Source organism: Dellaglioa sp. CoH-55-MRSF-7, assembly GCF_056782235.1.
This window is the reverse complement of record NZ_JBXAYI010000005.1, coordinates 86082-98942: the sequence shown is the minus strand read 5'-3', so window position 1 is coordinate 98942 and position 12861 is coordinate 86082. Positions and strand designations below refer to the sequence as shown.

Sequence of the window (12861 nt, the reverse complement as noted above, 5' to 3'; positions counted from 1 at the left end):
ACATTTGATTTGTCGAAAATTTGTTCAGTTTTCAAAGATCTACTTGGTTGCTTTTGACAACTTTTATATCATATCAACCACGTCATGATTTGTCAAGAATTTTTTTGAATAAATATTCATTTCTTCTTGCCGTATCAATCAGCTTTATTAATATACCATCTGGTATACACCCTGTCAATACTTCATTACAGATAAATTTGATTTATTAATTATTACTTTATCAAAAAAGCGACTTAACCTCATCGAATTGATAAGTTTAAGTCGCTTTTTTGATAAAAGCTATTTAATAATGTCTAATCCACCCATGTATGGTTGAAGAACTTCCGGAATAGTTACCGACCCGTCTTCATTCTGATAATTTTCAAGAACTGCTGCTAGCGTACGACCAACTGCCAATCCTGAACCATTCAACGTGTGTACAAACTGTAATTTTCCATCATCATCCCTATATTGGATATGAGCCCTACGAGCCTGAAATGCTTCAGTATTAGAACAACTTGAAATTTCACGATACATATTTTGTGCAGGTAACCAAACCTCTAAATCATGTGTCATTGCTGCTGAGAATCCCATATCTCCCGTTGACAATGTTATCACATGATATGGTAACCCAAGTTTTTCCATAATTCTGCCTGCATCACTTGTCATTTTTTCTAGTTCTGCATATGAATCTTCTGGTTTAGTATATTTCACCATTTCAACTTTATTAAATTGATGCAATCTAATCAATCCACGTGTATCTCTTCCAGCGCTTCCTGCTTCAGATCTGAATGAGGGTGAGAGAGCTGTGAAATATACTGGTAATTTTTCTTCCGGAATAACTTCATCCCTGTAGTAATTAGTTAATGGTACTTCTGCTGTTGGAATTAACGTTAAATTTTCATTTGCGATTTGAAAAACGTCTTCCTTAAACTTCGGAAATTGACCAGTTCCGTACATTGACTCATCATTAACAATATATGGAGGAATAATCTCTGTATAACCATCAATTGCATGTTGATCAAGCATAAAATTGTATAAAGCACGTTCTAAACGAGCTCCCCATCCTTTATAGTATAGGAATCGACTGCCCGACACTTTAGCGCCACGTTCAAAATCTAAAATATCTAAATTTTCACCGATTTCCCAATGTGCTTTCGGCTCAAAATCAAAAGTTCTTGGTGTACCTACTTTTCTTAATTCAATGTTTGAATCTTCATCAGGACCTACTGGAATCGTTTTATTTGGCATATTTGGTAGTCGCGATGCCATATCTGTTACGTCTGCATCTAAAACCTTTAATTCTTCATCAAATGCTTTAATTTCATCTCCGACTTTTTTCATTTCTTCGATTTGAGCATCTGCATTTTCTTTATTTCGTTTTAATTGTGCAATAGCTTGCGATACATCGTTTCTTTTCTTTTTTAAAGTTTCGGTTTGAACAATAATATCCCTACGTTTACGATCCTTTTCAACCATTTCATCAATAATCTCTGGTTTTACCCCACGATTACCCAATTGTTCCTTAACTTCATCGACATTTTGACGAATCATTTTAATATCTAACATATTCTGTTCCTCCTTTTTTTGTATAAAAAAAGCCCACTCATCCACTAATTGGGACGAAAGGCTCATTTTCGCGGTACCACCCAAGTTCGACAAATAATCATTTGTCACACTCAAATAGATAACGGTCTCCCGTGTGGCATTACCCACCCACTTATTCACGCCGGATTTTCAGCTTCGTAATTTCCACCACCATTACGTCTCTTAAATGCCTACTTATAACGTTTTCCGTGTTTATTTATTACTTTAATAATAAGCGTTGTTTTATTAAATTGCAAGTTTAATTCTTACCCGCTTTATTAAGCAAATCGATATACTCTTCTAACGAAAGATGATGCTTAACTATATATTTCGCGTTACTTTTACCAACATAGCGGAAATGCCATGTTTCATAATCAATTTTAGTCGATTTTTCTTTATCTTTCGGGAATCTCAATATAAATCCATAATTTACCGCATGGTTGATTAACCATTTTTGACCCTTATCTGTTTCACTACTATTATCTAAATCATTATGTTTGGCATACCAATTTGATGACATCATATCGACTGCTAGTCCGGTGTGATGTTCGCTTGATCCTGGTTCTGCCACATACTCTTTTGTTAATTGTTTAGCCTGAGCAACTGACTTTCCCGAATTTTCATAGCTTTTAATTGAGTCTGCATAGACCTCTTTTTGGTAGCTAATTGATCGATAACCAGATACCAGTGACGCCTTATACCCGGCCTTATTTGCTGCTGATACAAAATCATTCAAAGCACTCTCAATTTTTGAATTTACAATAACATTTCCATCTATTTTCTGTTTAAAATCCAGTTCTTGCTTGAGTTTATGCTCTGAATTAACTAATATTAAATTCCAATCATTTGCCTTTACACCTTTAGGTAGCTCACTTTTTTGTGTGACTTTTACCGTTTTATGGCTAGGTGTCGTATTCGCTTTCTTACCGCATGCACCTATTAATAGTGCACACATCATTACTACCATCATCATCCATTTTCTTCTAGTCAAAATGTGCCTCATTTCTTTGATAAATCTACATCTTTTAATGGAATTAATTTTGTTTTATAGCGTATTTTATAATATGTGTACAAGATAACAAATAACGGAATGCTCATATAACTAACCGAGATTGCTTCCCAATCAAAATTTTTAAATGATTGAATATCTTGTCCAAGAATAACTAAAATACAAAGAACAAGCGCTAAAATAGGGCCCACTGGGAACCATTTTGCAGAGTACTTTAATTCTGACACTTCATGTCCTTGCGCTTTGAACGCTTTTCTAAATCTGTAATGTGAGATTGCAATTCCTAGCCAAGCGATGAATCCAGTTAACCCACTAGCACTCAGTAAAAAGACATACACTTTTGCTCCAAAAACACTTGCTAAAAATGTGAGTAATCCGATAAATGTTGTTCCCACTAGTGCTGCCATTGGAATACCACGACTATTCGTTTGTTTAAACTTTTTAGGAGCGTAACCCTGTTCCGCAAGTGAATGAAGCATTCGAGTTGATGCATACATTCCTGAATTTGCAGCTGAAAGTACAGATGTTAAGATAACTGCATTCATAACACTTGCTGCAGAGGCTAACCCAGCTCTTTGAAAGACCAATGTAAATGGACTAATTGAAATATCTGATGCGCTTGAGCCGAGTAAATCTGGACTTGTATACGGAATAATTGCTGCAATGATAAAAATAGCGAAAATATAGAATAGTAGAATCCGCCAAAACACTTGTTTAATTGCTTTTGGAATACTCTTTTCAGGCGTTTCTGATTCTCCCGCCGTAATACCGATTAATTCAGTTCCTTGGAAAGAGAAACCAGCGACGACGAATACACTTAGAATCATTGGAACACCACCAACAAATGGAGCTTTCTTCATTGTAAAGTTTTCAAGTCCCGTTGCATGGCCACCTAGAATACCAAATATAGTCAATACACCAACGATTAAGAAGACAATGACAGTCACCACTTTAATAATTGATAACCAATATTCTGTTTCACCAAATGATTTAACTGACAACGCATTAATTGAAAAAATAATAACTAACGAGATTGTACTAAAAATCCATCCTGGTACATCTGGCAACCAAAATTGCATAACCAAGGCAGCTGTACTAATATCAACAGCCAATGTAATTGCCCAGTTAAACCAGTAATTCCAACCCATTGCAAAACCCATCGCAGGATCAACAAATCGCGTTGAATAAACCGCAAACGACCCTGAAACTGGTAAATACGTTGCCATTTCACCTAAACTAGTCATTAAAAAGTAAACCATAATTCCAATGCCAATGTAAGCTAGTAACGCACCACCTGGCCCTGCCTTCGAAATTGCTGACCCACTCGCAACGAATAAGCCTGTTCCAATACTTCCACCCAAGGCAATCATTGATAAGTGTCTTGTTTTTAACTCTCGGTGCATACCTTCTTGTTCTGCCATATGAAATCCCCCCTATATATAGAGGAGCACTCGTGATTTTTAAAATTGAGAAAAGAAAAAGAGACCTTTTGTACAACACTATTACGCGTTATACAAAAAGACTCAGATTAATAGACTCAGTCAAATCGTTATAAGCGCCCCGTGATTACTATATAATCACGACAGTTTCTGACTTATTAAATCAGACCCCAGCAGTCACTAAATCTAAGTTAGCATCCACTTCGGCAGTTCACCCTTTCAGTTTAACTTCTTCAGCACTTAATTGCTTCATTAAACATACTTATGAAAACTGCATCCTCTTCTTTCGATAATTCTTACTATAATCAATTCACTGATATTTTGCAAGCTGTATCCTAATTTTCAGCTATATTAATTTCATCATGCAACTTTTCAATATCTGTTTCATTTTTTAAAAAAGCTTCATTTTCGATTGGAAAGTGTTGTTCAATCGAACTAAATGGCTGTAAACTCACAACCCCATTTTTTAAATGATAATCTAAAATATGTCCACCCATTTTATTTTCATCAGATAAAAAATGAATATGGAATCCCGCTGCACCAATTCCTTGAAATAACTCAGGTGTGAAATAGCCAATAGCTGTTCCATCAATATCTTCTTCTTCAAATTCCGATTGTTTGGCAGTTACCGCAGTTAATTCTGGATACGGTTTACTTTGTTTAGCAACAGATCGTGTACTCATTTTACTAAATGTTCCTTTAATAAGAACACTAAAAAATAAATTTTGGTAAGGATATAATTCAAGTAATTGCTCTTCTAAAACATTTCCTGCCACATTTTCAAATTGAATAGATGCGTCTGCTTGATTAAAATGGACTGTCGCAAATGGAACAAGAACGTCATCGCTAACTTGATTAATTTGACCTTTTGCAGTAATCTGGAAAGCCTTTCCGTCAATCACAATCATTTCGCCATCTAAATCACCAACAGTTCCAATTCCGTAATCACCATGTTTCAATAATTCTCCAACACTCAATGTGCCTTCGTACAAGCCTTCAATTAATGTTGCTAAGGTACCATGTTGATAAACCTTTTTTATATCTTGCATGTCGTTGACCTCTCTTGAAAATTATTTTAATATAATTGATCCATTAAAATTGATTGTCCTAATTCTTGATTATCTTTATAATCAACTGGTATATCAACAATAACAGGACCATTAGTTGCAAATGCTTCATCTAATGTTTTAGCTAAATCTTGTGCTTTTTCAACGCGTAAGCCTTTTGCACCAAAACTTTCCGCATATTTCACAAAATCCACTGCGCCAAAATTCACACCGGCAGATTGACCATATTTCATTTCTTCTTGGAATTTAACCATATCGTAGTGTCCATCATTCCAAATAATATGAACAATATTCAGATTCAAACGAACCGCTGTTTCCAAATCTTGGGCTGAAAACAAGAATCCACCATCTCCAGAAATTGAGACGATTTGTGTATTAGGTCGAACTAAGGCCGCTGAAATTGCCCAAGGTAACGCAACTCCTAATGTTTGCATCCCATTACTAAATAATAAATGACGTGGTTCATAACTTCTAAAATGTCGCGCGATCCAAATGTAGAAACTACCGACATCAACTGCTACCGTCATTTCATCTGAAACACGTTTTTGTAATTCTTGGATAATGCTTAATGGATGACTGGTTAATGTGTCACTTGTCACAACTGGCGCTTCATCCCTAGCCTGTAATTTTTCTTGTAAGCCATCTAAATACTCACGAGATTCAGATGCCATTTGATAGCCTTTCATATAGGGTAATAAAAATTCAAGTGTTTGCGCGATGTCGCCCACTAACTCTTTCTTTGGTTGGAAATTATGATCAATCTCTGAACGCATATCGTCAACAACAACAATATTAGCTGTTCCTTCTGCATTCCAGTTACGTGGTTCATATTCAATAGGATCATAGCCAATTGTAATAACTAAATCGCTCTTTTTAAGTAATTGATCCCCTGGTTGATTTCTGAATAAGCCCACACGACCAAAGAAATCACCGACTAATTCACGCGATATCACACCAGCGGCTTGAAATGTTTCCACAACAGGTAGATTCGTTGCTTCAACTAAATTACGAATAGCTTTTGTTACTTCTGGTGAAGATGCCCGCATTCCCACAAGTAAAACAGGTAATTTTGCTGCTTTAATTTCTTGTGCTAAAAGTGTACTTTCTACCGGGCTAGCGGGACCTAATTTAGGTGCCATTAAAGGCTGGATAACTTTTGTTTTCACTTCTGAATCTGTTACATCTTGGGGAATACTAACGAAACTTGCCCCTTGCTTTGCAGCCTCAGCTTCTTGGTAAGCATTAGCAATCACTTCTGAAATATTCTCAGGTTCTTGAACCTCTGCACTATATTTAGTGATTGGTTCAAATAATGCCGTGTTATTCATACTTTGATGCGTTAGTCTCGTTAAATCTGAACGTTTCACTTGACCAGAAATAGCAAGAACAGGATCACCTTCTGCCGTAGCCGTCACAACGCCTGTTGCCAAATTACTTGCACCAGGTCCGGAAGTCGTTAAAACAACCCCCGGTTTACCTGTAATACGACCAATCCCAGCAGCCATAAATGCTGCATTTTGTTCATGGCGCGTAATAATTAATTCTGGCGATTTAGAATTCGTCGGATGTTCCAATTTTTCAAAAACACGATCAATTTTTGCACCAGGAATACCAAATACATATTTCACATCATGATTTATTAAACTATCAACAATGGCATCTGCGCCGTAATATTTATTATCTGTCATTAGATTTCCTCCGAATTTGTTTTAGTAGTATCCATGATAGCATTTTCACAAATAAATGACTATGGTTTAAACTTACCAAATGTAAGCCTAAATAAAAAACCATTATTAACCCAGTTATGGTTAATAATGGTTTCGTTATTTATGATTTCCGGTTACATTTTCGACAATTTTTTGAATGATTAATTTACGTTGACCACTGATATCTTCTTCATTCCAATTAATTAAAGGAATTTCAGTTTCGTCAAACGTTGCTGCAATTAGTTGATAAACCGTTTGTGACTCTAAATAATTAGCCCAACGTTTATCCGCTTCAGCAAAAACACTATTAACGACGACGGTTGCTTTTTCTGTATCTTGTTTAAATTCACGAAATACACGATCAAAGAAACCGAAGTTTGGATAGGTTTCAATCTTTCCTTCCGAAGCCTCCACAATTTCTAATAAATTGATATCCTTAGCATCCCTTGCTAACGTAAAACCGCCATTATTACCTGAAACAGATTTCACAAGTCCCGCAACGACTAACTTACGCATAATTTTACGAAGATAAGTTTGTGAACCACCAAGACGAGCGTTGATTACTTGCGATGAAATTGGCACACCCTTATCCTGCGTTGCCAATAAAGAAATAATACACGCTGCTTGTTCAAATCCTTTTGTTAATTGCATAGTCAGCTACCCCCGGTTGATTAATTTTCAAATAGTTCTATATATACGAATAAAGGATAACATATGTCGTTGACAATTGGTATTGATTATTTTAAATCAACCGCATAAACAATTTCATTAATTAGAGCAGCAGGTTGAAAAAGGGATGAAACCGCTCTTTTTTCAACAAATTTAAAATTGGATTTTTTTAACACTTTGATAGATGCTTTATTTTCAATAGTTGTCACGCCAATTACACGTTCTAAATCTAACGCCTGAGCCATTGTTAAAAGTCCTTGAACTGCTTCAGTCATTATCCCTTGATTCTTAAAAATAGGATTTAGTGCATAGCCAACCTCTTTAACTACCAAACTAGGTTCTTGATTCTCATCAACTACTTCATATAAACCGATATTACCGACTACTTTTTGATTTCCTTTACACTCAATCGCAAATATACTTTGTTTTTGTAGCGTCGCAACGAACAAACTAGCTTCAGCCAATGAATTCACGGGTAAAAAGCCAGCCATTTGACCAACCGTTTCATCACAAGCATATTCATATATGTCATTTATGTCTGATGAGCATAACGGACGTACCACAAGCCGTTTCGTTTCATATTGATTCATTTTTTAGCCCTCAATTTTAAATTTATTCAGAATTTTTAGATATATAACGCGTGCAATGGCTATCCAAGTGACTGTTAAAAGAACAGCGCCTACCGTATCCGTCGGAAAGTGAGCTTGTAGATATACTCTTGAAATCATAATCATCATGATCCATATCGCTAATAAGCAGTTAATCAAAAATTGTTTACTATACTTAAATTCTACCAGCATAATACTCATTATCGTTAGACAAAATAATGCCACCCCGAACGTATGTCCACTGGGGAAACTGAATCCAGTAATTGATCCATGCCCCACTGGTCGAGGTCTCTGGACGCTACTTTTAATGAGCTTAATTAACAGTGCTCCAGTCATTATGGTCATCCCTGTCCAAATAGCGAGTACACCTCGTCGTAATTTATATAAAATAATCATCAAAATGACTGAATACAACCCTATCATCATCGGACTACTTAGCCAACTGATTATCTGCATCACTTGGTCTAGTTGCGCTGTAGGATGAAACCTAACAACTGCAATGATATTATTATCTATACCATGAATAAAATTATTTTTTGTTACTATTAATAACGTCAATATTGCGAATAGTCCACTGCCTATTATGACTACTCCATAAAGTTTATTCTTATTAATCATTACTCTAACCTCTTAATTACAGTCTATTTTATCCACATAATTTATCATATTTTTTAATTTGTTTAAAGTTAGTTACCAAAATCTTTAAGAATTCATACAGAAATCAAGCAAATGCTCAATTTTATGTAAGTTTATGGTAAAATAGGATATCTTTATAAATTTAGAAAAGAGTTGAAAATAAATAATGAATACGCTACTACTTATGCTTGCCGCTGGTCTTGTGGCAGGTGCTCTAGGATCTATCTTAGGATTAGGTGGCGGCATCATTGTCACCCCGGTCTTAACTTTAATGATGGGATTAGATATTAAATACGCTATTGGTGCTAGTATCATTGCCGTTATCGCAACGAGTTCTGGTGCTACAATTGCATTTCTAAAAGATGACGTTTTAAATTTGAGGGTCGCCATGTTTTTAGAAATCGCAACGACAATTGGTGCGATTTGTGGAGCACTCTTAACAGGAGTCTTTAATACATCCTTTCTCTTCATTTTATTCGGTGCTTTTTTGCTACTTTCTGTCTACAACATGCTTAAAAAAATTTTTGTAGGTGAAGAAGTTTTAAAATCAGCTGAACCTGATTATTTATCTACCAAATTTAAACTGAATAGTTCGTACTATGATAAACAACTAAAAAAACAAGTTGATTATCAAGTCGAAAATGTTCCAGGTGGGATGGCGATTATGCTTGGTGCTGGAGTTGCTAGTGGACTACTAGGAATCGGATCTGGTATTTTCAAAGTTATGGCAATGGATACTGCAATGAAAATGCCGTTGAAACCATCAAGTTCAACAAGTAACTTAATGATGGGTGTCACCGCTGCCGCAAGTGCGACCGTCTACTTTTTCAATGGTTCAATTAGACCTGATATTGCGGTTCCATTAGCGCTAGGAATTTTAGTTGGTTCATCAATTGGTTCGCGTGCAATGCAATACCTACCCGCAAAAATAATTCGCCTCATTTTTGTACCTGTACTATTGTATGTCAGCATTCAGATGATTCTAAAAGGATTCGGGGTATCTATCTAATGATGAATGAAAAAAATAACACATCAGCCGAAATGGCAAAAATTGAATTAATGATTGGTCAAATACTAAGAATTGGCGTTTTCATTTCTGCGATAATTATGATTATTGGTCTTATCCTATCCTTAGTTACAGGTTCAACAGGCTATCAAGGTAATACATTTCCAACTTCATTTTCTGCTATCATTTCTGGAATTGTCGCACTTAAACCTTACGCAATTATGATGCTTGGGCTATTTTGCTTAATACTAACACCAATTCTTCGTGTCGTTATTTCAATTTATGCTTTCTACAAAGAAAAAGATTATCTGTACGTTAAAATTACCGTCATCGTTTTAGTCATTTTAATTGCTGGCTTTTTTATTGGCGAACATTAATTAATAAAGGGGAACATTTCAATGTCAAGTCGTCGAGAAAACTATCATAAAGAACAACTACTACACCAAGAAACAACTAATCACCTGCCTTTACCAAAACGCGAAAGAAAAAATAAAAAGCAAAACAAGAAACGTCGTCGCTTAATTTGGTTAATCATTATAATAATCGCTGCTATCTGCGGTGGCGTTTATGCCTACCATAAATACTCAAACGCTAAAAATGCAGCTGATAAAATCTATACTTCTACTAAAATTGCTAAAACTAGAAATGTCGCAGCGGTTTTGGAAAAGGACCATCCTATTTCGATTTTACTTTTAGGTTCTGATGATGGTGCCTTGGGTCGTGCTAAAACTGGTGGCCGAACGGATACTTTAATCGTTGCCACACTTAACCCTAAAACAGAATCAATGACCTTAATCAGTTTACCGCGTGATACTGAAGTTGCGGTTTCAGACCATGAATCAGATTTTCCAAGTAAGATAAACGCTGCCTATGCTTATGGTGGTGCTGCAACTGCCGTTAAAACTGTTGAAAAATATTTCAATGTACCCATTGATTTCTACGCAACAATCAACATGGGCGGTTTAGAATCACTAGTTGATGCTGTTGACGGTGTTGACGTTAATCCACCACTATCTTTTTCTTATAATGGTGCCAGCTTCAAAAAAGGCGTTAAAACTCATGTCAACGGTAAACAAGCCCTTTCGTATGCCCGCATGAGATATGATGATCCTCTTGGCGATTACGGTCGACAAAAACGCCAACGTCAGATTATTATGGCAGTGGCTTTAAAAAGTACACAACTTCAAAATTTATTAGACGATAAATTTTTAAATACAATGTCATCTCAAATGAAAACTGATTTAACATTCAATGATCTTACCGTCTTAGGTACCAATTATCGTAAGGCAACACATCATTCACATTCAGATTATCTACAAGGTACAGGAACAATGGTCAATGGAGAAGCTTTTGAAATTGCCAGCGAAACTGAAAAACAACGTATCACTGATAAATTACGTTCCACACTTGGCTTGGTTCCAGCTAAAACTGGAAATACTTTAACAGCCGATACAAAAATTAATACAACTCGTGAATAGTTAAAAGTAGGCCGTCAATCGGGGATTGACGGCCTACTTTTTTGCATAAAAAAACAACTCACCTAAATGGCAAGTTGTTTAGATTTTAAATTAGTCTTTGTTTACGTTTACTGCTTGTGGTCCACGGTCACTATCTTCAACGTCAAAAGTTACTTTTTGACCTTCGTCTAATGTTTTAAAACCGTCACCTTGAATAGCTGAGAAATGTACGAATACATCACTACCATCTTCGCGAGTAATGAAACCAAAACCTTTATCTGCGTTAAACCATTTTACTGTACCTTGTTCCATGAATAAAATCCTCCTTGTGTCTATGTGACACGTTTTATTTATGACTCTCAAATCGTCCCAGTTGATATCGTTTCCGAAGACACTCATCAACTTCATTTGATTTGAAAAGCCACCTAAATTATATCACGTCTAATTGTAAAAACAAATTCTAAAATAGCGCTTTTATTTAGTTGTTTTCATCTTCAAGTGGTAACGCTAAATCATCATTTTCTTCCAGATTATATGGCTGGTATTTACCCATTAAATATCCTTGAATCATTTGAATAACTTCATAACGATCACTACCTGATAAAATTTTATCGCGGTATAAAAGTGTTGCCGTCCGTGCGAATAAATCTTCAAGATCAATCAATTCATCGTTAGTTTGACCAACTAAAAAATCAATTGAAACATGAAAGAATTCGGCCAACTTTCTGACTTCAAGATATGAGGGTGTATTAATACCACGCTCCCAACTACCAATCTGCGGGCCAGAATTCAAGTTATGATTCGATTTTTGAGACTGATTTAATCCAACAGCTAATTGAGTTAGCGTTAATCCACTACCTCTGCGCAATGCTTTTAATCTTTCCGGAAACATCAACAACACCTCCTTTAGATAAGCATACCTCTTTTTTAAAAAAAGGGTAGGTTTTTAACCAAATAAACCGCCAATATAATAAGTTACAGCCATTGTTACTAATCCAACAAAAACATTTCTTACCATGGCATGTCTAATATTATTACGCCCTAATATCCCGCTTACTGCCCCTGTTAAAAGTAAAGCTAAAGCAACGCCAATAACCGTCAGTGGAATCATAAACTCAGTTGGGAGTATCGCTATTAATAATAATGGAACTAGCGAGCCAACTACAAAGGATGTCATTGAGGACATCGCTGCGTGCCACGGATTTAAGTACTCACCGACATCAATATTGTTAACTTCTTTACAGTAATTTTCTAGTTCATTTTGAGACATTAGTTCATTGACCACATCCGTTGCGACCATCCGCGAGAATCCCTTTGCTTGGTAGATATTAATTAATCGTTCAATTTCAAATTCACGATTTTCTTTTAACTTTTTTGCAGCTGAATGGATAATCGATTTTTGTGTATCCCTTTGTGCAGAAACTGAGACGTATTCACCACCAGCCATTGAGAACGCTCCCGCAAACATACCAGCAAGTCCAGCTAAGACAAGATAGTACTTACCTTGACTAGCACCGGCCATCCCCAGAATAACGCCTGCAACTGAGATGATGCCATCATTAGCACCTAATACCCCTGCTCTTAAAATATTTAATTTCGTTGATAAAGCCATTCCTACTTTTAATGCACGACTATTCATCAAATGATTCACTCCATTTCCAATCATTTAAGTATAAGCTAATTGGGAACGATTATCAG

Annotated in this window: 14 protein-coding genes and 1 riboswitch; of the genes, 3 read left to right on the top strand and 11 right to left on the bottom strand. The window is 35.9% G+C overall.

The genetic code is table 11. The features are described 5' to 3' along the window. Positions 1 to 279 precede the first annotated feature (279 nt). From serS to AC1RPU_RS06335, 8 genes are all read right to left on the bottom strand, one after another. On the bottom strand, positions 280 to 1548 hold the full coding sequence (gene serS, locus AC1RPU_RS06370; RefSeq protein ID WP_481761724.1) for a serine--tRNA ligase: 1269 nt from the start codon (positions 1546 to 1548) through the stop codon (positions 280 to 282). Positions 1549 to 1825: 277 nt separating this feature from the next. Continuing rightward, positions 1826 to 2557 (bottom strand): M15 family metallopeptidase, encoded by a 732-nt coding sequence (locus AC1RPU_RS06365; protein WP_481761725.1) that lies wholly within the window; start codon positions 2555 to 2557, stop codon positions 1826 to 1828. An 8-nt stretch (positions 2558 to 2565) separates the two neighbouring features. Continuing rightward, positions 2566 to 3996: an amino acid permease gene (locus tag AC1RPU_RS06360; protein WP_481761726.1), complete on the bottom strand. Its 1431-nt coding sequence runs from the start codon at positions 3994 to 3996 to the stop codon at positions 2566 to 2568. Between the two features lie 124 nt (positions 3997 to 4120). Beyond that, positions 4121 to 4305, bottom strand: a riboswitch (Lysine riboswitch). Positions 4306 to 4349: 44 nt separating this feature from the next. After that, entirely contained in the window at positions 4350 to 5063 is a 714-nt protein-coding gene (gene budA, locus AC1RPU_RS06355) for an acetolactate decarboxylase (protein WP_481761727.1), read from the bottom strand. Positions 5064 to 5089: 26 nt separating this feature from the next. Beyond that, positions 5090 to 6769 (bottom strand): acetolactate synthase AlsS, encoded by a 1680-nt coding sequence (gene alsS, locus AC1RPU_RS06350; protein ID WP_481761728.1) that lies wholly within the window; start codon positions 6767 to 6769, stop codon positions 5090 to 5092. 135 nt (positions 6770 to 6904) lie between these two features. Beyond that, the gene (locus tag AC1RPU_RS06345; protein WP_481761729.1) at positions 6905 to 7438 is read right to left on the bottom strand and encodes an Rrf2 family transcriptional regulator; all 534 of its coding nucleotides are present in this window, start codon (positions 7436 to 7438) and stop codon (positions 6905 to 6907) included. A gap of 86 nt (positions 7439 to 7524) precedes the next feature. Then, on the bottom strand, positions 7525 to 8046 hold the full coding sequence (locus tag AC1RPU_RS06340; RefSeq protein WP_481761730.1) for a GNAT family N-acetyltransferase: 522 nt from the start codon (positions 8044 to 8046) through the stop codon (positions 7525 to 7527). 3 nt (positions 8047 to 8049) lie between these two features. Continuing rightward, positions 8050 to 8682 carry a phosphatase PAP2 family protein gene (locus tag AC1RPU_RS06335; RefSeq protein ID WP_481761731.1) on the bottom strand — a complete coding sequence of 211 codons (633 nt, stop codon included), beginning with the start codon at positions 8680 to 8682 and terminating at the stop codon, positions 8050 to 8052. Positions 8683 to 8866: 184 nt separating this feature from the next. Here AC1RPU_RS06335 and AC1RPU_RS06330 point away from each other — a divergent pair, with 184 nt between their 5' ends. The 3 genes from AC1RPU_RS06330 to AC1RPU_RS06320 are packed head-to-tail and all read left to right on the top strand — an operon-like array spanning position 8867 to position 11184. After that, positions 8867 to 9709: a sulfite exporter TauE/SafE family protein gene (locus AC1RPU_RS06330; RefSeq protein ID WP_481761732.1), complete on the top strand. Its 843-nt coding sequence runs from the start codon at positions 8867 to 8869 to the stop codon at positions 9707 to 9709. Then, positions 9709 to 10083, top strand: coding sequence for a DUF1634 domain-containing protein (locus AC1RPU_RS06325; RefSeq protein WP_481761733.1), 375 nt, complete (start codon positions 9709 to 9711; stop codon positions 10081 to 10083). Before AC1RPU_RS06330 ends, AC1RPU_RS06325 begins: the two co-directional genes overlap by 1 nt. A gap of 21 nt (positions 10084 to 10104) precedes the next feature. After that, complete coding sequence (locus AC1RPU_RS06320) at positions 10105 to 11184, top strand: LCP family glycopolymer transferase (RefSeq protein ID WP_481761734.1); 1080 nt, start codon at positions 10105 to 10107, stop codon at positions 11182 to 11184. Between the two features lie 90 nt (positions 11185 to 11274). Here AC1RPU_RS06320 and AC1RPU_RS06315 read toward each other — a convergent pair whose 3' ends face one another. From AC1RPU_RS06315 to AC1RPU_RS06305, 3 genes are all read right to left on the bottom strand, one after another. After that, positions 11275 to 11475, bottom strand: a complete 201-nt coding sequence (locus AC1RPU_RS06315) for a cold-shock protein (protein ID WP_112251328.1) — start codon at positions 11473 to 11475, stop codon at positions 11275 to 11277. A 166-nt stretch (positions 11476 to 11641) separates the two neighbouring features. Continuing rightward, positions 11642 to 12055: a helix-turn-helix domain-containing protein gene (locus tag AC1RPU_RS06310; RefSeq protein ID WP_481761735.1), complete on the bottom strand. Its 414-nt coding sequence runs from the start codon at positions 12053 to 12055 to the stop codon at positions 11642 to 11644. 54 nt (positions 12056 to 12109) lie between these two features. After that, positions 12110 to 12829, bottom strand: a complete 720-nt coding sequence (locus AC1RPU_RS06305) for a VIT1/CCC1 transporter family protein (RefSeq protein WP_481762651.1) — start codon at positions 12827 to 12829, stop codon at positions 12110 to 12112. Positions 12830 to 12861 lie beyond the last annotated feature (32 nt).